The sequence below is a fragment of the Chryseobacterium sp. C2(2020) genome, assembly GCF_014218915.1.
GTDB classification, from domain to species: Bacteria; Bacteroidota; Bacteroidia; order Flavobacteriales; family Weeksellaceae; genus Chryseobacterium; species Chryseobacterium mucoviscidosis.
In genome coordinates this window covers 158,870-185,247 of the sequence record NZ_JACLCT010000003.1, presented here as the reverse complement: position 1 = coordinate 185,247, position 26,378 = coordinate 158,870, and the positions used below count along the sequence as shown (strand labels likewise).

26 protein-coding genes are annotated in these 26,378 nt (G+C 35.3%); 17 read left to right on the top strand and 9 right to left on the bottom strand.

Going from position 1 to position 26,378, the window contains the following annotated elements:
- Positions 1-63 precede the first annotated feature (63 nt).
- Positions 64-1,965, top strand: a complete 1,902-nt coding sequence (locus H6W52_RS03225) for an ATP-dependent DNA helicase RecQ (RefSeq protein WP_116097472.1) — start codon at positions 64-66, stop codon at positions 1,963-1,965.
- A 98-nt stretch (positions 1,966-2,063) separates the two neighbouring features.
- Positions 2,064-3,011, top strand: coding sequence for a methionyl-tRNA formyltransferase (fmt, locus tag H6W52_RS03220; RefSeq protein WP_116097470.1), 948 nt, complete (start codon positions 2,064-2,066; stop codon positions 3,009-3,011).
- Positions 3,012-3,125: 114 nt separating this feature from the next.
- Here the strand turns inward: fmt and ribB are convergent, their stop codons facing one another.
- On the bottom strand, positions 3,126-4,247 hold the full coding sequence (gene ribB / locus H6W52_RS03215) for a 3,4-dihydroxy-2-butanone-4-phosphate synthase (protein WP_087712355.1): 1,122 nt from the start codon (positions 4,245-4,247) through the stop codon (positions 3,126-3,128).
- 68 nt (positions 4,248-4,315) lie between these two features.
- On the bottom strand, positions 4,316-5,320 hold the full coding sequence (locus H6W52_RS03210; protein WP_116097468.1) for an LLM class flavin-dependent oxidoreductase: 1,005 nt from the start codon (positions 5,318-5,320) through the stop codon (positions 4,316-4,318).
- Between the two features lie 416 nt (positions 5,321-5,736).
- Between H6W52_RS03210 and H6W52_RS03205 the strand changes: the two genes are divergently transcribed.
- The 3 genes from H6W52_RS03205 to H6W52_RS03195 all read left to right on the top strand — a co-directional run bounded on the left by H6W52_RS03205 (position 5,737) and on the right by H6W52_RS03195 (position 7,218).
- Entirely contained in the window at positions 5,737-6,006 is a 270-nt protein-coding gene (locus tag H6W52_RS03205; RefSeq protein ID WP_116097466.1) for a hypothetical protein, read from the top strand.
- Between the two features lie 70 nt (positions 6,007-6,076).
- Positions 6,077-6,532 carry a hypothetical protein gene (locus tag H6W52_RS03200; protein ID WP_185144402.1) on the top strand — a complete coding sequence of 152 codons (456 nt, stop codon included), beginning with the start codon at positions 6,077-6,079 and terminating at the stop codon, positions 6,530-6,532.
- The gene (locus H6W52_RS03195; protein ID WP_157967238.1) at positions 6,529-7,218 is read left to right on the top strand and encodes an endonuclease/exonuclease/phosphatase family protein; all 690 of its coding nucleotides are present in this window, start codon (positions 6,529-6,531) and stop codon (positions 7,216-7,218) included. The genes H6W52_RS03200 and H6W52_RS03195 overlap by 4 nt, the downstream gene beginning before the upstream one ends.
- A 2-nt stretch (positions 7,219-7,220) precedes the next feature.
- On the opposite strand, the gene H6W52_RS03190 is transcribed toward H6W52_RS03195, so the two are convergent.
- Complete coding sequence (locus tag H6W52_RS03190; protein ID WP_116097462.1) at positions 7,221-7,589, bottom strand: hypothetical protein; 369 nt, start codon at positions 7,587-7,589, stop codon at positions 7,221-7,223.
- A gap of 131 nt (positions 7,590-7,720) precedes the next feature.
- Positions 7,721-9,847, bottom strand: a complete 2,127-nt coding sequence (locus tag H6W52_RS03185; RefSeq protein ID WP_116097460.1) for a helix-turn-helix domain-containing protein — start codon at positions 9,845-9,847, stop codon at positions 7,721-7,723.
- Between the two features lie 82 nt (positions 9,848-9,929).
- Between H6W52_RS03185 and H6W52_RS03180 the strand changes: the two genes are divergently transcribed.
- A complete protein-coding gene (locus H6W52_RS03180; protein ID WP_116097590.1) occupies positions 9,930-10,370 on the top strand; it encodes a hypothetical protein in 441 nt (146 codons plus the stop codon).
- A 150-nt stretch (positions 10,371-10,520) separates the two neighbouring features.
- Here the strand turns inward: H6W52_RS03180 and H6W52_RS03175 are convergent, their stop codons facing one another.
- Positions 10,521-11,057, bottom strand: coding sequence for a gamma carbonic anhydrase family protein (locus H6W52_RS03175; RefSeq protein ID WP_076391009.1), 537 nt, complete (start codon positions 11,055-11,057; stop codon positions 10,521-10,523).
- Between the two features lie 153 nt (positions 11,058-11,210).
- On the opposite strand from H6W52_RS03175, the gene H6W52_RS03170 reads away from it, so the two are divergent.
- Positions 11,211-12,089 (top strand): NifU family protein, encoded by an 879-nt coding sequence (locus tag H6W52_RS03170; protein WP_116097458.1) that lies wholly within the window; start codon positions 11,211-11,213, stop codon positions 12,087-12,089.
- A gap of 62 nt (positions 12,090-12,151) precedes the next feature.
- Entirely contained in the window at positions 12,152-13,174 is a 1,023-nt protein-coding gene (hemH, locus tag H6W52_RS03165) for a ferrochelatase (RefSeq protein ID WP_116097456.1), read from the top strand.
- Positions 13,175-13,256: 82 nt separating this feature from the next.
- Here hemH and H6W52_RS03160 read toward each other — a convergent pair whose 3' ends face one another.
- Positions 13,257-15,203, bottom strand: coding sequence for a M4 family metallopeptidase (locus tag H6W52_RS03160; protein ID WP_185144401.1), 1,947 nt, complete (start codon positions 15,201-15,203; stop codon positions 13,257-13,259).
- A 458-nt stretch (positions 15,204-15,661) separates the two neighbouring features.
- Between H6W52_RS03160 and H6W52_RS03155 the strand changes: the two genes are divergently transcribed.
- Positions 15,662-15,892 (top strand): hypothetical protein, encoded by a 231-nt coding sequence (locus tag H6W52_RS03155; protein WP_185216453.1) that lies wholly within the window; start codon positions 15,662-15,664, stop codon positions 15,890-15,892.
- Between the two features lies 1 nt (position 15,893).
- Positions 15,894-16,145, top strand: coding sequence for a hypothetical protein (locus tag H6W52_RS03150; RefSeq protein WP_116097450.1), 252 nt, complete (start codon positions 15,894-15,896; stop codon positions 16,143-16,145).
- A gap of 72 nt (positions 16,146-16,217) precedes the next feature.
- Here H6W52_RS03150 and H6W52_RS03145 read toward each other — a convergent pair whose 3' ends face one another.
- Positions 16,218-17,261, bottom strand: coding sequence for a hypothetical protein (locus H6W52_RS03145; RefSeq protein ID WP_116097448.1), 1,044 nt, complete (start codon positions 17,259-17,261; stop codon positions 16,218-16,220).
- 8 nt (positions 17,262-17,269) lie between these two features.
- The gene (locus tag H6W52_RS03140; protein ID WP_116097446.1) at positions 17,270-18,481 is read right to left on the bottom strand and encodes a type IX secretion system plug protein domain-containing protein; all 1,212 of its coding nucleotides are present in this window, start codon (positions 18,479-18,481) and stop codon (positions 17,270-17,272) included.
- Positions 18,482-19,259: 778 nt separating this feature from the next.
- On the opposite strand from H6W52_RS03140, the gene H6W52_RS03135 reads away from it, so the two are divergent.
- The 7 genes from H6W52_RS03135 to H6W52_RS03105 all read left to right on the top strand — a co-directional run bounded on the left by H6W52_RS03135 (position 19,260) and on the right by H6W52_RS03105 (position 23,848).
- A complete protein-coding gene (locus H6W52_RS03135) occupies positions 19,260-19,898 on the top strand; it encodes an MBL fold metallo-hydrolase (protein WP_116097444.1) in 639 nt (212 codons plus the stop codon).
- Between the two features lie 136 nt (positions 19,899-20,034).
- Entirely contained in the window at positions 20,035-21,027 is a 993-nt protein-coding gene (locus H6W52_RS03130; protein ID WP_116097588.1) for a phosphotransferase, read from the top strand.
- Positions 21,028-21,054: 27 nt separating this feature from the next.
- A complete protein-coding gene (locus H6W52_RS03125; protein WP_116097442.1) occupies positions 21,055-21,423 on the top strand; it encodes a hypothetical protein in 369 nt (122 codons plus the stop codon).
- Positions 21,424-21,434: 11 nt separating this feature from the next.
- The gene (locus tag H6W52_RS03120) at positions 21,435-21,830 is read left to right on the top strand and encodes a DUF6678 family protein (protein ID WP_116097440.1); all 396 of its coding nucleotides are present in this window, start codon (positions 21,435-21,437) and stop codon (positions 21,828-21,830) included.
- 75 nt (positions 21,831-21,905) lie between these two features.
- Positions 21,906-22,655: a hypothetical protein gene (locus H6W52_RS03115; protein WP_116097438.1), complete on the top strand. Its 750-nt coding sequence runs from the start codon at positions 21,906-21,908 to the stop codon at positions 22,653-22,655.
- A gap of 24 nt (positions 22,656-22,679) precedes the next feature.
- Complete coding sequence (locus H6W52_RS03110; protein ID WP_087712325.1) at positions 22,680-23,267, top strand: leucine-rich repeat domain-containing protein; 588 nt, start codon at positions 22,680-22,682, stop codon at positions 23,265-23,267.
- Between the two features lie 17 nt (positions 23,268-23,284).
- Complete coding sequence (locus H6W52_RS03105; RefSeq protein ID WP_123891950.1) at positions 23,285-23,848, top strand: hypothetical protein; 564 nt, start codon at positions 23,285-23,287, stop codon at positions 23,846-23,848.
- A gap of 73 nt (positions 23,849-23,921) precedes the next feature.
- Here the strand turns inward: H6W52_RS03105 and H6W52_RS03100 are convergent, their stop codons facing one another.
- The gene (locus H6W52_RS03100; protein ID WP_116097434.1) at positions 23,922-26,360 is read right to left on the bottom strand and encodes a TonB-dependent receptor; all 2,439 of its coding nucleotides are present in this window, start codon (positions 26,358-26,360) and stop codon (positions 23,922-23,924) included.
- Positions 26,361-26,378: the final 18 nt, after the last annotated feature.

Below are 26,378 nucleotides of genomic sequence, written 5' to 3'. Positions count from 1 at the left end.
AATATATAAAAGCCATGCATTGCGTGGCTTTTTTTGTCAGAATACTTTTATTACTTTTATCCTATGATTTCTCAGCAAGATTTTCAAGAGCTAAAATTTAAAACCCTGAAACATTTTTGGGGGTATGATGGTTTTCGCGATTCTCAGGAAGCAATTATAGATTCTGTCATTAATGAAAAAGATACTCTTGTCCTGTTGCCTACAGGAGCCGGAAAATCTCTTTGTTATCAGCTTCCCGCTTTATTAAAAGAAGGAACCTGTCTGGTCATTTCTCCTTTATTGGCATTGATGAAAGATCAGGTTAACCAATTGAAATCAAGAGGAATCGAAGCAGAATATATGTCTTCGGAACTGGATGAATATGATGCTGAAAATATCTATGACCGATGCAAAGAAGGACTGACAAAAATGCTGTATGTCTCTCCTGAACGAATCACCAACAAACAATTTCTCCAGAATATTGAAGAAATCGAACTGTCTTTCATCGCAGTAGATGAAGCGCACTGTATCTCAGAATGGGGACAGGATTTCCGCCCGAGTTATCAGAATATCAAAGAATTCAGAAAAAATAATCCTAAAATTCCATGTCTGGCTTTAACGGCAACTGCTACGCCAAAAGTTTTGGAGGAAATAAAATTAAAACTGGAACTAAAAAATCCGCAGGTTTTTCAGAAAAGTTTTAAAAGAGACAACATCAAAATTTTCATGGAAGAAGTTTCGGATAAATTTCAGAAAGTATATGATATTTTAAAATTCTCGAATGAAGCAGGAATTGTTTATGTGAGAACAAGAAAAGAAGCCGAACTCCTCAGTGAATTTCTGAAAAAAAATCAGCTTAAAAATGTAGATTATTTTCACGCTGGTTTATCCACGAAAGAAAAAAATACAAAACAGGAAATCTGGAACAGAAGTAATAATCATGTCTTAATTTCCACCAATGCATTCGGGATGGGAATTGATAAAGACAATGTACGCTTTGTACTTCACTACTCTCCTGCTCCTTCCATTGAAAATTATTATCAGGAAATCGGGCGTTCCGGAAGAGACGGAAAAGAAAGTTTCGCATTTCTGCTTTGGAATAAGCAGGAAATTTTAAATTTTGATCAGATTTTAAAGAATCAGATTCCCAATAAAGCTGAATTTCTAAAAATCGTTACCTACCTCTACTCTATTTTTCAGGTTGCCGAATTTGAGCTTCCGGAAAAAGTTTTTCAACTGAATATCAATGGAATTTATAATTTCACGAAACTTTCGAATGCGAAGATCAGAAATGTTCTCAATTTTCTTCACAATCAGGAAATAATTTATTTCAACGAACATAAAAGTCTTTCATCGCTTCAGTTATTGATGGAAGCCCATGAAATTGATCAGTTGCCCAGAAAAGAGGCTTATTTTTTAGAACTGATGCTTCGTACGATTTCCGGAATTACTACACATAAAGTGATGTTCAGTGAACAGCAGGTAAGCGGAAAAATCGGATCCAGTGTAGAATTAATCAAAGAACGATTAAAAGAACTTCAGCAAAAAGGCTATGTGGAATATATTGACGGTGCTTTATCGAGCATTAAATTTTTAAAACCAAGAGACGAAAGATTAAACGGATCCATTTACTGGAAACTTTTTGAACATATTCAGAAAAATAAAATCCAGAAGTGGGAAGAGATGAAATTTTACATCGAAGATGATAAATACTGTAAAATGAAGCTCATTCTCAACTATTTCGGTGAAAAAAACGCTAAAAACTGCGGGCAATGTTCGGTATGTGAACGAAACAAACAGTCGATTTTCGGGAAAAATATTTCACACCAAATCCTCAATTTGCTGAGTAAAAGACCGGCAACGATTGAAGAACTTTCTATCCAGCTCAGCTATCATTCAAAAGAGAATATTCTGGAAAATTTAATTTTTCTACTGGATACCGGAAAAGTAAAAATGCTGAACTTCAGAACGTATGCTTTGGCGTAAGATACTTCAGTAAGATCAGCATTACATTTTTCTGATCTTAACTCTCAATTTTAAAATCAAATCTTTCAATCCTTCCTCAAAGACCTTATCTTTGCAGTATGAAATCATTGAAAGTTGTATTTTTAGGAACTCCGGAGTTTGCCAAAGCATCTCTGGAAGCGATTCATCATTCTCATCACGCAGTTGTAGGCGTTGTAACGGTTGCGGACAAAGCGAGCGGACGCGGACAGAAAATCAATCAGTCTCCGGTAAAAGTTTTTGCCGTAGAACATAATCTTCCTGTTTTTCAGCCGGAAAAACTGAGAAATCCTGAATTTTTAGAGGAATTGAGAAAACTGGAAGCCGATGTTTTTGTGGTGGTTGCTTTCAGAATGATGCCGAAAGTTTTGTTTGAAATGCCTAAAATGGGAACATTCAATCTTCATGCTTCCTTACTTCCCGATTACAGAGGAGCAGCACCCATCAATTACGCAATTATCAACGGAGAAGAAAAATCCGGAGCTACAACCTTTTTTATCAATGAAAAAATTGATGAAGGAAATATTCTGCTTCAGGAAGAACTTCCTATTTTACCGGACGAAAACGCAGGAAGCCTTCACGACAGACTCATGGAAATGGGCTCTGAACTCGTGGTAAGAACATTAAACGGATTGGCAGAAAATTCAATCACCGAAAAGCCGCAGCCGGAAGTTGAGCATCCGAAAAATGCCTTTAAAATTTTTAAAGAAGATACAAGAATCGACTGGACGAAAAATTCGAAAGAAATTCATCAGTTTATTTTGGGAATGTCTCCTTATCCTGCGGCATTCACCACTTTAAAAATAGGCGAAGAAGAAAAAGGACTTAAAATTTTTGGTGGAAAATTTGAAATTTCGGATCATGGAAAAACAGCCGGAAGTCTGGAAATTTCTAAAAACGGATTTAAGATTTTTACCAAAGACGGCGAATATTTTCCATCAGAACTACAGCTTGAAGGAAAAAAGAGAATGAACATCAAAGATTTTCTGAACGGTTTCAGGAATTTCGACGAAATAAAAATGGCTTGATTTCTCAAGCCATTTTTTTATGTGAAATGTGAATTGTCAATTTGCTTAGCAAGTGAATTGAAAATGTATCAAAAAAATTGACAACAAAGTTTACTCACAATTGACTATTCATCATTATAGTTGTACCATTTCAGTTACCTCAACGTCATATCCGCCAACCTGCGGTTTTACATTAGGATTCTGGGTGATTACTTTAAATTTATTAATTCCGAGATTTTTCAGAATTTGAGTTCCGATACCGTAATCTCTGTAGTTGAATGCCAAAGTCGGGTGTTGCTGTTGTCCGTCCTGATAATTCAGGAACTGCTGAAGCTTTCTTAATGTATTTTCAGAGCTTGAAACATTATTAATGAAAACAATGGCTCCTTTTCCTGCTTCGTTAACCATTGAGGTTACTTTTTCCAACTGAGGTTTTTCGCCGTTATTTAATCTCGTTAACACATCAAAATAAGAATCTGATGACTGAACTCTTACCAAAACAGGCTCATCAACCGTCCAAGAACCTTTGGTTAAAGCAAAATGGATCTGATCGTTGGAAGTTTCTCTGAAAGCGAAGAAATCGTAATCTCCGTAAGCCGTTTTTACTTTTCTTTCTTCAATTCTCTCAATAAGATTTCCTTTTTTAAGCTGATAATGAATTAGATCTTCAATGGAAACAATTTTCATATCGTGTTTCTGTGCAAAAGCATAAAGCTCCGGCAAACGCGACATAGAACCGTCTTCATTCATGATTTCACAGATTACCCCTCCTTCTTTAAGACCGGCAAGACAAGTTAAATCTATCGCAGCTTCTGTGTGTCCTGCTCTTTTCAGAACACCTCCTTTTCTTGCTCTCAATGGGAAAATATGACCGGGACGCATAAAATCTGTCGGCTTGGATTTTTCATCCATCAAAGCCAGAATGGTTTTTGCTCTGTCGCTTGCAGAAATTCCGGTAGAAGTTCCGTTTCCTAAAAGGTCTACAGACACCGTGAAAGCGGTTTCTTTCGGATCGCTGCTTCGGCTTACCATTACTTCAAGACCAAGCTCATCACATCTTTTTTCAGGAAGCGGCATACAGATAAGCCCTCTTCCGTGAAGCGCCATAAAGTTGATAATTTCCGGTGTTGTAAGCTCTGCCGCACAAAGAAAATCGCCTTCATTTTCTCTGTCTTCATCATCCACTACTATGATTATTTTACCATTTTTAAGGTCTTCTATTGCCTCTGGAATAGTATTTAACTTAATATCAGACATTTTTACTTTTTAAATTTGTGCAAAGATACTTATAAAAATATGCATCTCCCAATATTATAAATTCTTTATTATTCGGTAAATACGGAGTTTCTGGCTTTTCTGAAAATACTGTATGATTCCAGTCTTTTCTGATGATCGTAAATGTGGGAATTAATCATCAGTTCATCCACATTGAATTTTTCCTGAAAACTTTTCAGCTTCTCTTCAATTTCACTCTGATTTCCGATAAAAGTATATCTCAGTTTCTGCAAAACCATAGATTTTTCCATGGGCGACCAGATGTCATCCATATCGTCAATCGGCGGTGAAAAAGGCTTTCTGTCGTTTCGGATAATATTAATAAAAGCTTGAAACAATGTTGTGGACATTTTATGAGCTTCCTCCGAAGTTTCTGCTGCAACTCCGTTGACACAGGCAATGATGTAAGGTTTATCTAAATATTTTGAATGTTCAAAATGTTCTCTGTAAATATTGAAAGCCATTTCCATCTGCTCCGGCGCAAAATGCCCCGCAAAAGCATACGGAAGTCCCAATTCTGCTGCCAAAAAAGCACTGTCTGTACTCGAACCTAAAATATACATCGGAATATCCAGTCCCTCTCCCGGAATTGCACGAACCAAAGCATCACGGTTTTCTTTGGAAAAATACTTCTGTAATTCTAAAATCTGTCTTGGAAACTGCTGATTGATCATTGCAGGATTTCTTCCCAAAGCCTGAGCGGTTAAACCATCCGTTCCCGGAGCTCTTCCCAAACCAAGATCGATCCTTCCGGGAAAAAGAGATTCAAGGGTTCCGAATTGTTCGGCAATGACTAATGAACTGTGGTTCGGAAGCATAATTCCTCCGGAACCTACTCTTATTTTTTTTGTTCCGTTGGCGATAAAACCAATCAGAACGGAGGTTGCAGAACTGGCAATGCTTTCCATATTGTGATGTTCGGCAAGCCAGAATCTTTTATAATCTAAATGTTCAGCATGGCTGGCTAAAGATAAACTGTCCTGAAAAGTATCATGAACAGTTTTTCCCTGCTTTACAGGGGCAAGATCCAATACTGATATTTCAAAATTTTTCATATCGGGATATTTTGTTTAGACAAAAGCATTTATAAAACTTTTGTCGATTTCATTATTTTAAATTTTTACACCACAAAGATAAGACTAATAAACTGCATTAGTTACTTTTTGTAATCGATAGGATTAATGGTGAGGTTCAGGGAAAAACTATGGGGAATCAGGCTAATATTAAATCGCTTTTTTGAATAATCACTTTTTGTATATTTGGTATTGATTTCAATTCAAAATTTAACCATGAAAAAACTTTTATTTCTTATTATCATTTTAATTTTTACAGGAAAAATATTTCTCAAAAAAATCTGAATATTCCTACTGTATTTCCCACTGAATATGGAACATTTACTTTTCCTTTAGGTTCAAAAATTATTTTAGAACTGAAAGAAAAGGGCAATAAATATGAATACCGCGTTTTGAGCATGGAACCTTACAAAGAATATTATCCTTTAAGTAAGGAGAAGAATATTTTCTCAAAAGATATTAAAGAAAATACGATTGAAGTTTTTTTCACAGGAGCTTACTATAACGAAGGGAAGGAAGATAAAGACTGGAAATCTCTTTTATCTTTAAAAAGCAATGTAAAAACATCTTTAATCTATAAAGCAGATATAAAATATTATTTCAAGGATGAATTTGAAAACACCTCTATTTCAGGAGTTTTTCCCAAGGCGAAAATGAATGAAATATGAGGTCATAAAATTGATTTCATTACTTTATATGACTTTGAGAAATTAAAAAGATAAGATCAGTAATTGAAACATGAAATCAAAAATAAGATATATCGAAAACAAATCTTCCGGTCATCACGGATCTGCGTGGATTGGTTGGGTTGAATTTTCAAAATCCGGACAAACGGTATATTTCAATAATAAGGCTCTTAAAAAACTTAAAATTCCCGGCATTTCGGGCAATCATTTTGATATTGAAACGGGCGAAGAATATTGGGTTTCCGGAGTGAAGAAAAATGGACAGGACAGACATCAACTTGGCGGCGGAAAGATTATGATCGACAGAAAATCTGTTCCTGAATATTTAAAACTTGTTGATTTCACTGTTTTAGATGAAAATACATTTACGCTGATTGATTTTATAAAGACCGATAAGCAAAGATTTAATGAAATAGAAAATGAAGAAATATTCTTCAAAGATACAAGTCGTTATGCAAGTTATTATGACAACAATCAACGGAAATTAATTTTAAACAGGGAATATTGAAAATTGCAACCCTCAACATCGATTGGGCAAGAAAAAAGAATTCTTCAGGAACCGCGGAATTTCTCAATCAGTTTGATTTAGATTTCCTTATTCTCACGGAAGCCGTCAATCTTGATCTTCAAAATTTCCCGTATAAATATCTCTGTTCGCCGATTCCTGAGAACACCGTTTATGAAAATCTCAATTATTCGGAATATTTAAAAGGAGAAAAAGCTTTCCGGACAGTTTTGTACTCTAAAATTCCCTATTCGAAAAAATATGCTGTGACGGATGATAAAACCAATCTCGCTTTGGAATTTAAAACAGAATTGGGAAAGATCGTATTCTACTGCACCATTATCGGAACTTGGTTTAACCGAAAACCTTTTGTGGATATAGAATTGCAGAATACCATTCACGACTGTCGAAAAATTTATGCAGAGAACAAAAATATTTTTATCGTTGGCGATTTTAATACATCCTTCCGAAAAGGAGAGGAACAATTTTCAATTAATTTAAAAACAACAGAAGCTTTAAAAAATCTTTTTGATGAACTGAACATCATTCCTGTAACTTCAGAAATTGAAGAAAATATTGATCATATTGTAATTCCGAAAAGCTTTTCACCCAATACAGAATGCAGAATTTTTGTGGATAAAAATGTGGTGAGTGATCATAAAGGCGTTTTTATGACAATCTTAAATTAAAGCTATTTATCAATGTACCGTTTAAAAATCTGTTTTTCCTTACCTTCTATTTTATTCTGAATTACCAAAACATCTTTGCTCAGTTCCTGAATTTCAAATGTCTTTTCTTTTCCCAGTAACGTAATTTTCAGATTTCCTTTGGTTCTTTCAATTTTATAAGGACCGGTCATTCCGCCAATCATTCCGTTGGAAGCCTGATCGATCATTTCAAGACTTGCCGTACTGTCTTTTTTAAAGGTGAATATTCCGGTAGAATTGCTGTTCGCAATGGATTTCTGCGACCATGAACCAATGAGGAGATCATAATTGAATTTAGAATCGTGATCTGCATTCAGTAAAAACGCAAACAAAAAAGTAAACAGATATTTCATTGTGATGAGGATTTAAGACCTAAAAATACAAAAATTCATCTGAATTTATTCTTCAAAAAAAAAATTATGATAAAAAAACCTCACAGGTTTTAAAAACCTGTGAGGTTTGTGGCTGATACATCAGCAATATTTTATTGATTTTTCTCCTTCAGGTAATTAAAATGATTGATCAGAATCCGGATTTCATTAAATTCAAAATCACTCGGGAGAACATTTTTCCACTCCGTTAAAGTTTCTTTGGGATCTTTGTAGAAAATATCTTCAAAGGCTTTTATTTTATCTGAAGTGACCACTCTTGAAATATCGAGCAATCCCTGTTCTGCAAATTTCGCGAGATGACCGATCACGGTTTCTTTCACCAAACCTCTTTCCAGAGCGATTTCCCCGATGGTTTTTCCCTGCTCAAACAACTGGAACGTGAGAACCTGAGACGGAACTTTTGCGACTTTCATGCTCACTTCCTTGTTGTTGATCTCGTCCAGAAGCTTGGTTTCCAGCAAGTGAATTTCCTTTAAACTGTTTAAATATTCCTCAATATCTTCCAGCCAAACCCGGAAATCTTCGTTATACTGTTTCAGACCTTTTGTTCCTTTAATTTCAGCATAAAAATCTTTCAGCGGACTGAAAACCTTATCTCTGATTGCGGTAAAAAAGAAATTCACCGCGCCTTTGGTTTTGCTTTCAATTTCAGACCATTCTTCTTTCTGCTCAATGAAATTGTTCACCTTTTGGGAAATAACCCTTTCCAGTTTTTCGAAAATCTTTCCGAGATTAACGATTTCAGGTTTTAACTGGTTATATAATTGTTTCGTCTTAAGATGATCCAGACTTTTCGTAACGATTGAAAGATTGTTCCAGTCTTCAACTTCTTTTAAAAGCCATTGAGAATCGACCGCACGAAGCACTTTCCTGATGCTGTAATCGTATTTTTCGTTATTTAAAATCCCTTCTACCTGATCATTGGCAACTGTATCAGAATGAAAATGAAGGATTCTGTTATCTTTGAAAATAACTTCAGGCGTAATTTTAGATTTCAGAACAATCCCTTCCAAAGTACGGCAACGCGATAAAGCAACATACACCTGCCCTGCTGTAAAACTCTTTCCGGCATCAATAATCACGCGGTCAAAGGTTAAACCCTGACTTTTATGAATGGTAACCGCCCATGCTAATTTTATCGGAAACTGTTCGAAACTCCCCAAAACTTCTTCTTTGATATTTTTATCGGTATCCAGAAAATATTTTTTCTGTTCCCAGACTTCACGTTTTACGGTAATTTCCCTTTCGCTTCCATCCAGAATTACTTTAATTTCATTTTCGTCCAACGCAGAAATTTCGCCCAGTTTTCCGTTGAAATATCTTTTTTCTCCTGAAATATCATTTCGGATAAACATGATCTGCGCTCCGATTTTCAGGTCTAAAAACTGTTCATTCGGGAACTGGTTCTCTTTAAATTCACCAAAAAGTTTCGCTTCGTAGGTTTTGGACGATACTTTTATTTCGTCGAGCTTTTCCTGATTGATATCATCTGCCATTTTATTGTGCGAACAGAGATAAACATAAGGTTCGTCCCCGGAATTAAAATCCGGATCATATCTTTCATTTAGCCTTTCAAAATCTATATTCGCAGTATCTCCGTCACGGATGGCATTCAGAATGGCAAGAAAATCTTCATCCGACTGACGGTAAACTTTGGTAAGTTCTATGGTAATCAAAGGGATTTCCTTAATCGCATGGCTATCAAAAAAGAAAGGCGAATTGTAGTACATTTTAAGAATATGCTCATCTCTCACAACCGGCGGAAGCTGATACAAATCCCCGATGAACAACATCTGAACCCCTCCAAAACGCTGATTATTTCTACGGATAAACCTCAGAGAAAAATCCATCATATCCAGAACATCTGATCGAAGCATGGAAACCTCATCAATGATAATCACTTCTACTTCACGCAGAAGTTTAAGCTTATCTTTTCTGTATTTAAAATGAGGCATCAGGTCTGCAATATTATTTGCCAGACTGGTATCAATTCTTTCCGTGGTCGGTAAAAACGTTCTCAGCGGCAGTCCAAACATAGAATGAATGGTTACACCACCTGCATTAATGGCTGCAATTCCTGTAGGAGCAACAACGATGTGTTTTTTTCTGGTACGTTTTACAAAATCGTTGAGGAAAGTCGTCTTTCCTGTTCCTGCTTTTCCCGTTAAAAATACGCTTCGGTTGGTATGTTCTATTAAGTCAAAAAAATGATTGTTCATCGTCGTCAAAATTACGGAAATGAAACTTAAAATCCTTATCTTGGCATAAGTTTTGAAAATTTTGAAACAGAAAAAAGTAATTATGCTAAAACCTCTTTCTTATATTTCTGTCGTATTATTAAGCTTTTCGGTGCTATTTGTTTCCTGCGGAACCGCAAAAGAAGCAAATGCCAATCTTCCTCAGGATATCGCAGAAAGACCTGCCGATGAAAGCAGCCAGAAATACGATCAGGCACAGCTCGACAGAATTCGGGTTTCGATTGAATCTGAAGTTACGAAAGAAAAATGTACCGATGCAACTGAATGGGCTTTCGCTCCGATGGGCGCAAAATCCTGCGGCGGACCTCAACTGTACATTGCCTATCCTAAAAAAATGGAGAAAAGTATTCTAAGCAGAATTGATGATTATACTGAAAAAGTAAAAGCATTTAACCAGAAATACGGAATTATGTCGGACTGTATGATGGTAAATCCTCCAACGGCAATTAAATGTATAAAAGGTAAAGCCGAACTGATTTATTAAAAAACTATTATAAAATTCTATCAGGAATTTCACTAAGGACAAAAAAGCATTACTGGATTTTCAGCAATGCTTTTTATTTTTATGAATTTAAATTTACTGTGAAAAATTTACTTGCGAAGCAAAATTCACCATTCACCATCAAATTAAAGTTTATCCTTCAACGTTTTTCACGTTTTCTTTATACCATGAAGAATATTTCACGTAATTATCTGCAATTCTGTTCACTTCTCCTTCCAGAAGCTGCGAATTGATATCTTTGATTTTTCTTGCCGGAACACCGCCCCAAACTTCTCCTGATTTCACATGTGTTCCCTGCGTTACCACAGATCCTGCTCCAATGATCGAGTTTTCTTCCACAAGACAGTCGTCCATTACAATTGCTCCCATTCCGATAAGCACATTGTCTTTAATGGTACATCCGTGAACAATAGCATTATGACCGATGGATACATTGTTTCCTATATTCAGAGGATGTTTCTGATATGTACAGTGTAACATTGCATTGTCCTGAACATTTACTTTATTCCCCATTTTGATGTAATGAACATCTCCTCTAATCACCGCATTATACCAAATGCTGCAGTCTTTTCCCATGGTAACATCACCAATGATTGTTGCTGTTTCTGCTAAAAATGTATTTTCTCCTATTTGTGGGGCTTTCCCTAAAAGTTCTTTTATAAGTGCCATATTTTTTATTTTGAAAATTTTATAATGCGCCAAGTTGAAAATGCTCGATTGAAATCATAGATTGTAAATTACAGTGATAGCAAAAATCTAACTCCCAACTTCCGGCTTCTTATTTCTAATTGCGTATTTTTGTATCTCAAATTTAAAGAAAAAATGCGTACGATACTTATAGAGCCAACCGAAAACCCGAAAGTGATGAAATTTGTAGCAGATTACAACCTCATTCCGGGATCTTTGGAGTTGGACAGAGATTCAGATATTTCAGAAATTCCGATTGCTCAGGAGCTTTTCAATTATCCGTTTGTGGAAAGAATTTTCATTACGGCAAATTTTGTGGCAGTTGCAAAACAGGATACGGTAGAATGGGAACACGTGGCAGAAAGCCTTAAAAATATAATTGAGGACGAATTGCTTGCAAATCCGAGAATTTATCTTCAGAAGAAGAAAGAAATGTACCAGATCTATGCGGAAATGACTCCGAACCCGAATGTAATGAAATTTGTTTCGAACAAATTACTGCTTGAAGGTTTTGTAGAGGTAAAATCAAGAGACGCGGCGGAAGGTATTCCTTTAGCTCAGGCAATTTTCAATGAATTTGATTTTGCGAAGGAAGTTTTTATTTCCGATAATTTTGTGGCAGTTACGAGAGATAATTCTGTAGAATGGCATCAGGTAATGATGACGGTTCGTGCGTTAATTGCAGAATACCTGCAAAACGGAGGCGAAATTTCAAATATTGAAGCCCAGAAGCATGAAAATCCTGTTGAAAAAATCATCAACAGAGAATATACAGACGACGAACAGAAAATCTCAGATATTTTAAATGAATATGTAGCTCCTGCAGTAGAAAACGACGGCGGAAAAATTTCTTTAATGGAATATGACAAAGAAAACAAAACCGCAAAAATGCTTTTACAGGGTGCCTGTTCAGGATGTCCAAGCTCAACAGCTACACTAAAAGGCGGAATTGAAAATATTTTAAAACAGTTTGTTCCGGATTTAGTAGAAAAAGTAGAAGCTGTAAACGGATAAAAAACATAAGCAATCAGTAATATTTTAATTACTCGTTACCCATTGCTCATTATTTATATTTTATGAAAGGAATTTTATTAGTAAATCTTGGTTCGCCGAAATCTACGGCAGTAAATGATGTAAGAGAATATCTGGACGAATTCCTGATGGATGAAAAAGTGATCGATTACCGCTGGTTCTTCCGCGCGCTTCTGGTACAGGGAATTATCCTGAACACAAGACCGAAAAAATCTGCGGAAGCATATAAAACGGTTTGGACGGACGAAGGTTCGCCGCTTATCGTGATCACAGAAAAAATTCAGAAGAAACTTCAGAAAGTGGTGGATGTTCCTGTGGAAATCGGGATGAGATATGCGCAGCCGAGTATTGAAGCCGGAATTCAGAAACTGGTAGATCAGGGAGTTTCCGAAATTGTACTTTTCCCGCTGTATCCTCAGTATGCGATGAGCACGACAGAAACGGTGGTGGAAAAAGCAGAAGAAGTAAGAAAACAGAAGTTTCCGAAGGTAAAGATCAATTATATTCAGCCTTTTTACGATCGCGATATTTACATCAACTGTTTAGCGGAAAGCATCAGAGAAAAACTTCCTGAAAATTTCGACGCTTTGCAGTTTTCTTATCACGGTGTTCCGGAAAGACATATTTATAAAACCGATCCAACGAAAACATGTAATCTGAACGACTGCTGTTCCAGAGAAAGCAATCCGAGTCATACGTTTTGCTACCGTCACCAATGTTTTAAAACAACCAATCTGGTAATTGAAAAACTGAATCTTCCGAAGGAAAAAACCATTGTTTCTTTCCAGTCGAGATTAGGAAAAGACAAATGGATCGAACCTTACACCGATGAAACGCTTGAAACCATTCCTAAAAAAGGGGTAAAAAACCTAGCCATTGTCTGTCCGGCTTTCGTTTCAGACTGTCTGGAAACACTGGAAGAGATTTCCGTAGAAGGAAAAGAGCAGTTTTTACACGGCGGTGGAGAAAGTTTCCATTACATTCCGTGTCTTAATGATGAAGACCGATGGATTGAAGTGGTAAAAACACTTTGCGAGGAAAAACTTCATGAGTTTTATCTGGTGTAGTACCTTTTAAATCTCAAGAACAATAAAGAAGACCACAGAAAAATTTCTGTGGTCTTGCTTTTAAAAATATTATGGTATACTATTATTTTTTAATTAAGTTCCCTGCTTTTTGTCCGTTTACGGTTACTACATAAATTCCCGGAAGCATGTTACCCGGAAGCTGAATTTCCACTCTGTTTGCTCCGTCTGTTAATTTCACTTTCTCGGAAATTTCTCTTTTGCCTGTTAAGCTCATTACTTCTACTACTCCACTTCCTTCTTTACCATCGAATGAAACGGTAAATTTATCTGTTGCCGGATTTGGACTGATAGTGTAAAGCAATGCGTCCGAAACAGCCGTTTTTCCTGCTGCAGAAGTTCCGCCTCCTACTCCTACGGCATTCCATGCGTTGGTAACCTGAGTAACTTCAGCACTTCCTGCACCATATAAATCTGCTGCTGCCTGAAGAGAATATGTTCTTGCATTCAGGAAAGTAGATGAAGAAGACAAATAAGTAGTCAGCGTTCTGTAAGCAATTGCTGCTGCTTTATCCAGACCGATTCCTGTAACATTGTAAGCAAATCCTTTGTCATTGGTTCCGCTTCCTCCGGTTACCAATAAATAATACCAGAAATTAAGAACTCCCGAATTGGTATGAACCCCACAATAGTCATTGGTTTGGGAAGGAGTTACACAACCTGTTGTCGTTGTAGTTTTCCAGTATGTTCCAAGATAGGTATCCGGCTGTCCGTAAGCATTCGGGTTTGCCATATCTCTGATCACGTAGCTGAAATCTTCTCCTAATTTCCAACTATTCTGTGTAGGTCTTGCCCAACGTTCTATTGAATTTCCAAAGATATCGGAGAAACCTTCATTTAATGCTCCGGATTCTCTCTGGTAAGCAAGGTTTGCTGTTTTGGAAGTCATTCCGTGAGCAATCTCATGTCCGCAAACATCTAACGCTGTAAGAGGTTTTCCTCCATTGGTAGATGAACTTCCATCACCATACGTCATTCTCGTTCCGTCCCAGAACGCATTAAAATAGTTAGTAGAATAATGCACGTAAGATTTTATCGCAAAATGATTGTTATCAATACTCTTTCTTCCGAATTTAGTATACAGATAATCCAGCGTCATTTCCGCTCCCCAATGCGCATCAGTTGCATATTGATCTTTGTTGGTATTAACGTTATTCCATGTGTTATCCGCATCTGTAAAATCTACCGCTGAAGCATAGCTGGTTCCTTTTTTCAGGTTAAAGGTCTGCACTGCTGTTCCGCCGTTTCTTCCTGTTTCTCTCAGTCTGTAGCTTCCGTTGTAAGAATCTGATACGATGCTTCTCGTACCGCTGTATCCTGTAACTGCCGTTCCCGGTGCGTTTACTTCATGAATGATTGCATCAACCCCCAATACTTTTCCGTCTTTTGCATCTACAAAAACATATTGTCTGCTTAAAGGCTTCTCTGCATAGATATCAAATTTATAGGCTAATTTTAAGTCGTTCATTTTTTCATCTGACGGATCAGAGTAATAAACTACTTCACCTTTAGGAGCAAAAGAAGCATTGACATCATTAGATTCTTTTTTAATGAATTCTTCTTCTTCTTTATTCTGCCATTTGTAAGATTCAGCCCCTACAAATGCCATTGCATTCTGTAAAGCGATGTTTTCTGAAATTTTTGCGCTTTTCTCTAAATTTTTCGGAGTTTTAACGATCCATTTTCCGGACTCTCCTACAATCTTGCCGTCTTTTGTCTGTACAGCCATCATTCCGTATTCTACAGGAATACCATCAATGGTCTGCTGGAATCTGTGTGTTTCAAATCCCAATTGATCTTTTTCAAATCCCAACTTACGACCTTGAGCCTGAGAAAGTCTCTGCGAAGCTTCATCGAACAAAACGGGACTGCCCTGAAAAGCAGGTCTGTCTTTTTCGAATCTCATAAAATCTGCATGCAATCCGTCTTTCGCCGGAATTAATTTTGAAGGAACATTTTGCCCGAAAACAAAAGAGCATACAGCAACACTTGACACTAGGATAAATTTCATTTTCATAATAAATATTTAATGGTTTTAAATTTAATTAACATAAACTCTACACCAAATTAACGAAATAAATATTAATTATTCAATAGAAAATATATATCACAGAAAAAATCATAATTACGATTTTATAACAATTAACATTATTAATGTAAAATTTTATCTCAAAACAGATTTTATGTTAAAATATTTAATATAAATCATGTATTCTTGAATTAAAATTTTTCACTATGTAGTGCATTATAATTCAAAGTTGTTTGAATTATATACAAAAACTTCACTATTCTACAAAAACAAATAATCGATAAAATAAACAAATACCCCTATAAAAAAAATGCAAAATGATAAAAAAAATAGTAAATAAATAAAACACCCCCTTAAAAATTAAATAAATTTTTAAAATAAAATAATTTTTCATTACCTTTACCCTGTCAAATAAAAAGTTCAATCTCTTAAATAAAGAAATGATGAATGCAACTGTAGAAATTCTGAAAAATAAAATTGAGAACTTAAATGCTGAAATGCTTGAAGCTTTTGCACAAATGATAGAAAATTTTGAGACAGAAAGAACAGCAGAAATACCACAATTCTGCATGGATGAAATTCTATACAGAATTCAGTTTCATAAGGAAAACCCCAAAACCAAACTGGATTTCTATGAAAATATTTCTGAGCTGAAAAAGTTTTGTGCTTAAAATGAATATACTGCTCTCTTCTATCGCCAAAAACGACATAAGACTCCTTATGAGAGTTTTTAATGCCGAAGAACAAAATAAAGGCATTGATTTTTTAGAAGAACTGAAAAAATGTGTAAACGGAATTACAGAAAAAGAGAAAAAGAGATTTCAGGAAACTCTTGTTGAAACAATGCAGGATTTTCCCGTAAACATTCATTATCTTTTTGAGGATGAAGAACACATTTTAATTACAGCGGTATTCAAAATATAAATTAACGCAACTTCAACACTATTATTATATGCAAACCTCACGGATTTATCTGTGAGGTTTTTAATTATAGATTTACCATTTTTGCCGATCGTCTCCTCGTATTTCAAAACCAATCTCAGAAATCAGCGATTGTAAATCACAAGGATTCATTTCTTTTTCGATTTCTTTTATTAAATCATCATAAAGAGGAAAATAATGAATTTTAATGGCTTTCAGAACATATCTTTTATTATAAGGAGGCCAAAAACCTTTATTGATGTACGTATTGTTCTCCGCTATATACTTTAACATCTCAAATGCTTCAGGAGTTTTGTAGGCAGCAACCGCTTTTGCAAAATAAAGCACATTATTGTCTACGTTTTTATTTTCCGAGAGTTTATCTTTAATACTATCCTGAAAATAACTTTTTAATAAAGGAAAAAATACAGCATCCGGAAATATCTCGATACTTTTAAAAATATTCTCCAGACAATAACCATTAATATTTTGTTCAAAAACAGACAGCAAAAGCTTACCATCCTGTTTCTTTCTAAATTTACTTAATGCATAGCATGATGTTAGCTGATTGCCACAGTCCTTACTTTTAGTTTTTGCCCGTTCTTTAATCAAATGATAATATTTTTCATCAGGACCAATATCCTGAATCATCCAGTTGGAAATATCTAAATAAGAATGCTCTAATAAAACCCTCTCCGTCAATACTTTTTTCTGAATGGGAGACAATCCGTTTTTATCAAAAGCTTCTCTTATCATTACATCTGAAACTGAAAAATAACTTCCTGCATCTTCATAATACCACCATGCTACTTTAGCGGTATCACTTAGATGGTTGATCAGCAGATCAAAATATTCAGGTTCACTTCTGTTGATAATGGCTCTGTAAGCCACCACTCTTAACAGCGGTTTCTTCGCATCCATCAGTTCTATCAATTCTTCTTTAGATGCATTTCTTTCCAGAAAATTTTTGGCAACTGTATCAGAAACAGGGATTGCTTTCTCTTTAGAAAGCCTTTCAAGATAAGGTTTTAAATTTCCACTGAAATCATTAACGTCATATTCTTTTCTACATGATAAAGAAAGAACACAAATGGAAAGTGACAGAAATATTCTTTTCATTGAGAAGATTATCTCACCGGCGTTCTGAATTCACCATACCCCATTAATCCGTCATAATTTCTTCCGAAAGGAGCATAATATAAAAATGCCTGATAAAGATTTTCCGTCTGCCAGAAATTCCCGTTCACTTCACCGAAATTCAGCGTTCCGTCAGGATTTTTTGTTGCCAGAATGTAGTTGTAAAAACCCTGCTTCAGATATATTTTTGCTACATATTTTTTTGAAGCTTCATCATACTGCATCTGGTTTTCTTTACTTGGCTTAAAATTATTAAAACCTCCCAAAACAAAAATTTCTTTGTTTGTAGGTTCAGAATCCAGATAAAAATGCACCCATGAATAATCTGCTTCCCTCGTGGCATCTCTTTCTCTTCCCAGATCATTTCTTCGGTAATACCAAGCTCCGTTTACGTCCGGCTGATACTGGTAATTCAGCGGAAAAGCCCATACCGGATGAAGATAAGTCTGGTTGACTCCTTCCAACTGCTCGGTTGCACGAACCATATCTGCCGCCATATTCATATTTTTATTGTCAAAATAATAAAACTCGTTATTTCCGGGAAAAACCAATGACAACTGCTGAAAAAGAAGCTGGTTCCCCAATGTGGCACTTGGTTTTAAATTATTTATTATAACATTAGGATTATTGTTCTGCATTACATTCAGCGTCATGGAATTGACATTCGAGGCCAAATCTCCCCCTTTCGGAACGGCTTTCACTTCTACCCTTTGGTTGGCATCAGGTTTTCTGGCATCAGCAAATCTTGAAATCCCCAAAGCTAAAGTTGCCGCATCCTCCACGACGTAAAATCTTCTTTTAAAAAGAGGCTTCTCGGCAGAATCTTTATAAACGATCAGTTCAAAATTTCCTGAAATTTTTGGCTGCATTTTTTCATTCGGAAAGTTCAGTGTGTAATGCGTGTACGATTGCAGTGTGTTGAAAGAGTACTGAAATTTATCCAGCAAACCATTTAAACTTCCGTTGGCAAATTCCGTAAAAAACAGATTATCGTCTTCCCAGTTTCTATTGTAATGCTTAATCGTATATCTGTAAATTTCACTTGCGTTGGTAAGATCATCGAAACTTAAAACCAACTGCTGATTAAAATTAATAACCGGTGTTTCGTCATTGGTCTGTGGATTGAACAGTTGAATGCTCTGGATGTTCTGTCCAAAAACCAGTCCGCCCAAAGAAAGTAAAAGTAGCTGCAATGTTTTCATTATGACGAAGATAAAGAAAAATCGTTTTTAAACAACAAAGCAACATATCTTTATTCATTAAAAAATGCCTGAATTTTATCTTAATCGCAAAAGATTTTACATTTTAGTTATTTAACCTGAGTTCGGGATAAGTCTTCTTAACCGCAATGGTTAAACAAAGAGATTCAATTATCAGGAATTCAGCTTTTAAGATATACGAAGGCGTAAAACTTATCAAAGTAATACCATTTTTGTCTTTTTTAAATAAACGAAGTGCCTTTGTTTAGCTTACCAACTTTTAATAATTAAAAAAATCTTTTGTTTTTCTTTGCGATAAATTAATATAATGCTATAAATCAAATATCTAAATTTATTTCTTATCCCGAACTCAGGTTATTTAAGTTTAATAATTAAATAGGAAAAAAGCAAACATAAGTTTAAAAAATCAAAGATTTTTTCTCTTTGCTGGCTTTTGAAATACTTTAAATAAATCCAATAATCTTTTGCGGTTAAAATTTAAATCAAAACTATAAGTCTGTTTAAACTTTTATTTAACCGCAAAAGTCACAAAAGATCTACTATTTTTATTTGAAGCTGATCATTATAAATGAAAAAGCTCACAACAGTTTTTAAAAATCTTTGATTTTTATTCTTTTGAGCGCTTTGATTATTCTAAAAATTCGCTTTAAAATTATCTTTTGTCCCTTTTGCGGTTAATTCTGAAATTAGCTTAAACAAGTTTTATTTTTAAACAAAAACTTTTGTAGCTACCTTTGTTTCCAATAAAAATATTCAAAATATGCTTCAGATCCAAGGTTTCGTATTCAATTTTGCAAGCGAAAACACTTATATCCTTTATAACGAAAATAAAAAAGCATGGTTATTTGATCCCGGAAATATGAACGGACAGGAAACCAAAGCGATCGAAAGTTTCATTTCAGAAAATGAATTGACAATCGAAAAAATTCTTCTCACGCACGCTCATATTGATCATGTTTTAGGCTTACAATGGGCTTTTGACACGTATAAAGTCCCTGTTCTGATGCACAGAGAAGATAAGGAAGTGTTGGATATGTTTCAGATCAGCGGGATGAGATTCGGTTTTGAGCTGGATCATATTCATGTGGAAATTCAATATATTAATGAGGGTGACGAACTGGATTTTGACGGAGAAAAGTTTAAAATCTATCATGTTCCGGGGCACTCTCCGGGAAGTGTGGTTTATCATAACGAAAACCAGAAGTTTATTGTTTCCGGAGATGTTCTGTTTGAAGGAAGTATTGGAAGAACCGATCTTTATAAAGGAAACTACGAACAATTAATTGACGGAATTAAGACCAAACTTTTCATTTTGGATAACGACACTCAGGTTTTCTCCGGACATGGAAATCCTACGAAAATCGGGTTTGAGAAGGAGTATAATCCGTTTTTTAAGTAAGAGTGTTTGAGTGTGGGTGAGCTAAGAGAGTTTAGATACGAACCTTACTGTTTTAATCTAAATTGATTTGCATTTGATTACAAACAGGGTTGTTTCATATAAAGTACTGTTCACTTACGGATATAAATTTAAATTAATGACAGAAAAATTCCCTGCTATAAACAGTACGCTTGATCCCGTACATCTCGGATATCTTATTCAACAAAAATACGGACTGAGCGCTAAAACCGAGTGCCACATCTTTCGGCTTGCCATGAATCATTTGTACATGGTTCATGATGAGGAAAAGAAATTTGTTTTCAGGGGGTATACTCATCATTGGCGGACAAAATCTGAAATTGAGGAAGAACTAAAGCTTCTTCTTCATTTAAAAGACGCAAACCGGCAGGTTGCTTTTCCTATTGCAGACAAATTCGGCGACTATATTCAGAAAATTGAAGCAACGGAAGGAAAAAGGTTCGGGGTTTTATTTTCTTATGCGAAAGGCATAAAAACGGCAAAACTCTCACCTGAAACAAGTTTTCTGATCGGACAGGCTTTAGCCAGAGTTCATCAGTCGGCAGAGCATTTTGAACTGAACAGGATTTCTTATGATGCGAAAAATCTGCTTACAAACCCTGTTGAAAAGATAAAAAAAATCTTTAACGATGGTAATCCCGAAGTTATTTTTCTGGAGAAATTATCTGAATTTTTAAGCCTTAAATTCGAAACTTTCGATAGACAGCAAATGAGATACGGAAGCGTACATCTTGATGTCTGGTTTGATAATCTGCACATTGATAATGAAAAGGAAGTTACTTTTTTCGATTTTGATTTCTGCGGAAACGGCTATTTATGTTTTGATATTTCCTACTTCCTGTTTCAGCTTTTGGCAACGAACCTGAACGAGGAAGAATATCGGGTAAAATCAGAAAGTTTTTTACAGGGTTATGAAACGGTAACAGCAATCAGCAACGAAGAAAAAAAGTTCTTATCTTACGCCTGTTTAGCTGTCATGATGTATTACATCAGTGTGCAGTGCGACAGATTTGAATTCTGGACAAATATCTTCCTGAATGAAGATCATCTGAAAAGAATGGTTGGAAATTTAAAACGATGGATGGCTTATCACAAAATTGAAATTGAATAACCTTCATAAAAACAAATAACTAAAAATATGGAACAGGAATTAAACAAATACATTGGTACCGATGGAATTATTGAAGTACAAAGCAGAGAACGAAGTGCCTGCAAATTATTATCCACAGAACGTACAGATCACTCTGTTATTTTAAATTTTGAAAGTATTTTTCCGGTAAGAGAATTAAATTTTAAAGATGTTCCCGATTGGAATATTGAGCTTTCCCGAACAGCTTTTGGAAAAAACTTCACTTTCATCGTTGGCGGACAGATTGAAGAGCCGGATAACAATACAATAAGATTTACAGAAAACGAAAGAAATTTAACCGTTACCATAGATTTTAATGAAAGCACGGTAAAAGAAACGATGCTAAAATACATTGATGAGCTTATCCCGAAAAAATAAATAAGGTCTCTATGGACAAATTGGAGAAAGAAATTCTGAAAAGGACTTCTTATATGAACAACTCAAAATGGTTCAGGTTACTGATAGAAATACAGGATGCAGAAATTAACATTCAGTCTGCATATATTAAGTTTCTGCTGAACGACAGAAAATACAAATTTCATCTTGGAGGTTTTAAAGAGAAAGGTTTTGGAGACGTAAGCGAACTGGGACCATTCAGATTTAAAGAAATTGAATGGATTCTGATTCCTGAAAGACATGAAACAGAACGTTGGAACAGAAATGAAAAGCTGACATCAGAATTTTTTTTTCAGCCGATAGAAAAAATTGAACAGATCATAAAAAATTTGGGACTGTTGGAATATGAAATAACAGAAGAGGGACTGAGAATTTTTGGATATAAATAAAAAGTTACTCATATTCTTTCAAAACAACAATTGTAAATAAACTAATACCTAAAATTTAAAATAAAATTATTAAACATGAACAAAGAAGAACTGGTAAGAAAACTGGCAGGAGAATCATTTAAAGAATATTTAGAAGCATGTAACGAATTGCCGGATTATGCAAAAAATGGTGGAGAACTGAATCAGGAAATCATAGAACGTGCATTATTTGTCAATCTTTTTCCTTTTTGGGCAAACCATAAGGATTTGAAAGATAAATATGACGAGATAACAAGCGAGCTACCCAACCATTCAGACTTACTTCAAACCGACCATAAGTATGATTTAATGGGAATTACCGTTTTTGTTAACGGGTTAATGAATGGGATATTCGATGTATCGGGATTTTTATGGGCTAGTAATGGATATATGAGCAGTAAAGTCTCCTGCGATTCTATATCAGAATATTATAAAGAGCAGGGCAAGGATAAAGAAGCAGCCTATTTTCAAGAACTCGGCGAATGGTTCTTGACAATCTATTCCGCAACAACCGATGTATTCCGAGCTATTATGAATATCAAATCATGGAATGAGCAAATGGTGATTGGTCTTACGAATTTCTTAAATAAAAGCTTAAGCCAATATGGTATTTTCGAATGGATCTTAAGCGGATTATACGAAGTTGTAGACGACCCGTTAATTAAAGAAAAGGTATTTGATCATTATATTGATTCCTTCAAAAAAGCCAGAGAAAACCTGAAAAAAGAAAAAAATAAAGAAGGAGCAGATCAGATTACCGGGAAATTGAAAAATTTGAGAAAATTGGCTAAAGGACAAAATGTTTAAAGTTTAGATAGTAATAATATTGTAATGTATTCTTTTAGGAAAAATAAATTTTCATCATTAAGCGAAGCACTTGAAAATCCAAAGAATTGTAAAAAACTAAGTCTGCTGTTTATAGAATACAATCTAAAGGACAAAGGTGCCATTTTTTCGCAATTTATCAACTTAAGAACCTTAGAAATTCAGGCACATCCTTTTATTTATAATTTGGATGATTTTGAACTTCCGAAAGAAATTGCTGAATTGAAAAAATTAAAAAAAATTTCACTCCTAAATCTTCCATTAAAAGTTTTTCCTGAATGGCTCACCCGAATAAAATCGTTACAGTATTTAATGATTCGAGGAAATGATATTGATACAGTTCCTGAGACAATATCGCAATTAGATCAATTAAAAACATTACGTATTGAAAACTGCGAACTGAATAAATTACCAAAAACCCTCAACCAAATGTTAAACTTAAAATATTTAGGTTTGTGCGAGACAAAACTTACAGATTTAAATCCTGATCTTTTTCCAAAAAATTTAAAAGAAATAAATTTATCCGGCTCAAGAAGATACAAAGATGATGATTTTGAAAATTTGAAAAGAACAATGAAAAGAACTAAGATATAAATAAGTATATAATGATTATGGAAAATCCAATAAAAATAGGTAATCATTATTATGATATAAACAGTGAACATTTCTCATTGAAATGGGAAGAATCTCCAATTAATTTTAATGACTTATCTTATCTGAAACAGTTTCCTAATCTTATATCTGCCAATTTTTACAGTTCAAATCTCAATGATGAAGGATTAGCTCATGTCTCAAATTGCTGTAAAATTGAAAATTTAGATTTACAGGACACTGAAATTACGAACGATGGCATAAAATATTTAAAAAATTTAGAATTTCTGCAATATCTTCGGTTAAAAGGCAATACACAACTTACAGACGAATGTATTCCATATTTGACAGAAATAAATAATTTACTAAATCTGCAAATTCAGGAAACATCAATTACTGAAGTTGGTTTGAAAAAATTAACGGTAATGAAATATATGAATATGATTACCATTCAGGTTTGGAACAATAATTTTACATTTGATGGTCTTTCAAAAATATCCCGTGAACTTCCGCACTGTGAAATTTTAGCAAAAAGCAACGGATCATTTTGCAATGGTGAATTTGAAGGAAAATGGAAACATTAAATGAAGGCTTTTGAAAATAAAAACCGTCAGAAAAACTCCTGACGGTTTTATCAATTATATGAAGAAATAAATTTTAGAAATCCAGCGTAATGGAAGCTCTTACCGCAGCACCCATAATTGGTCTTGCCATAATAATTCCGTCTCCCGATGGAGATCCGGCTCTTGGATCACCTTCTGTAATACCGATGGTATTAAAGATATTGGTTCCGTCCACCGCAAAACGGATTTTGCCTAACTGATAAGAAGTTCCCGCTCCAAATTCTGAGAAAGAAGGCAGAGTCTGCGCATTTTTCTCATCCTGAAAACGTTTTCCGTAGTAATTCATGCTTACATAAGCTCTCCATTCTTTGGTAAGATTTACCGCAGGAGAAATATTAAAGTAGAATTTCGGCATTCTTCTCACGGTATTTCCGTCATAATTGAATGTAGATCCGTCTGCATTTCTTCCCGTGAAGTCTTTGTATTTCGGACTTTGGATCGTTCCGTTGAAAGTTACTTCAAACACGTTGTTGAATAATCTTGCGTATCCTTCCAGCTCAACTCCTAAGTTCGTGGTATTTGCAAATTTGTTCTCTGAGCTTCCGTCTGAATACACATCGGTAAATGAAAGATTTTTCAATGTAGAATAGAACGGAATTACCGCCACATCAAACGTTCTTGAATAGTACTTATATCCCACTTCCAACTGATTGGTTGTTACCGGCTTTACAACAGATAAATTATTCATATTGTTGTAGTATGCTTCCTCATTCGGCGATCTGAAACCATTGGAGAAACGGGCATACACTGCATTTTCTTTATTGATTTTATAATTCAGCGCCGTTGTGAAAGAAACTTTATTCACATCAAAATTCCAGTACGTGTATTTATTGCCTAAAACAGACATATTTTCGTCCGCAGTGGTTGTTGCAAAACTGTGCGTTCCGTCAGTAGTCAATCCGGAATTGTTAAGGTTTCCGCTCGTTGTGTTCACCCCGTAACCTTTATAGAAATCTCGGCTGTAACGAATTCCTCCGTTAAAACTAAGATCATCGGTAATGTTGTAATCCAAATTCAGGTAAAGATCATTCAGACTTCCCTGAATCTGAGAATCTCTCAACAGGAACGACATATTGGTAACCCCATTGTACGTTTTAGAATAACCTACACTGTTTGGCGTTAATGAAGTATCTACCAAATTCAAAAGTTCCGGTTTATCTGAGGCTGTGGTTAAAATATTGCTCCAGTTCCAGTATTGGTGAGACTTCCAGTTAGATTTGTAGAAGCCAGCCGTTACATTCCCTTTATCAAACTTATAACTGAACTGCAAATCGTTCACAAAATTATTCATCTGCTTATCAATTGCCCAGAAACCTAATTTCTGAACGTAGCCCGGATTTACCACCGCTCCGTTGCTTACCATTGAATATTGGAATGTATTTCCTGCAATTCCTGCCCCTTTGGCAAAATCAGCCGCACTTTGAGGTCCGCCTGCAGGGAAAATTCCTGTATAATTCATATTGATATTGGTATATCTTGTCTTGTTTAAAACAGAGAAATTGCTGCCCAAATCATATTTGAATTCCGCTCCCAGAACATCAACTTTCGGATGAATTCCATCCTCTAAATTTCTGCTGAAAAAACCTCCGCCTACTTGTGGAATATTCAACTGACTGATGTTTCTGTAACTGTACGTTCCGTAATTGGCATCAAAACCGGAAAACTCTTTCAGATCATTTCCGTTCTGTACCAAAGGAATCGGAAGGAAGAATGTATTTCTGTCATCAAGTTTTTTGTAATAGATTTTGGCATAACCTTTATCGAAAACATATTTCAGATTCATTCTGATCTGTCCGCCCTGATTGGCTTTAAAACCTGTTTTTCTGATTCCGTCATCCGTTCTGTAAAAACCTCCTACATTGAAGAATAATTTGTCCTGAACCAAAGCTCCTCCTACATTTACATCAGTACGCATTAATCCATAAGTACTGGTTTCCAGTTTTGCCGTTCCTCGGAAATCGTTTCCGCCTTCTTTGGTAATAAAGTTAATTAAACCTCCCGGAGAATTGTTCGCAAAAATAGAACCTGAACCTCCTCTCAAAGCTTCTAATCGACTTACCGAATTGTCTACACGGAAGAAATTATCTGCATTGGCAAACTGTAATGCTCCGTCTTCAAACACTGGAAGACCATCTTCCTGAACCTGTACAAATTCATACGCTCCCGCAGAAGGAATACCTCTTGCGAAAAGGTTGTTTCCTACTTCACCACCGGAAGTTTCTACCGCAAAACCGGGAACACGCTGTAGCAAAGCTGCCGTACTGATCGGGTTTTGTTTCTGGATTTCTTTTGCTGTAAAAGTAGAAATCGCCGTACTCGATTCTATTTTCTTTTTCGGGTTAGAGTTACCCGTAATAACCACCTGTTCGATGGAAGCCGATCTCGTGGAATCTTTAGGAGTTTCCTGAGCGTATGCATTGTTGTAATACAAGGTTGCAATACCGGCAAGTAAAAACATCGATCTTTTTTTCATAGCCTTATTTGATTTTTA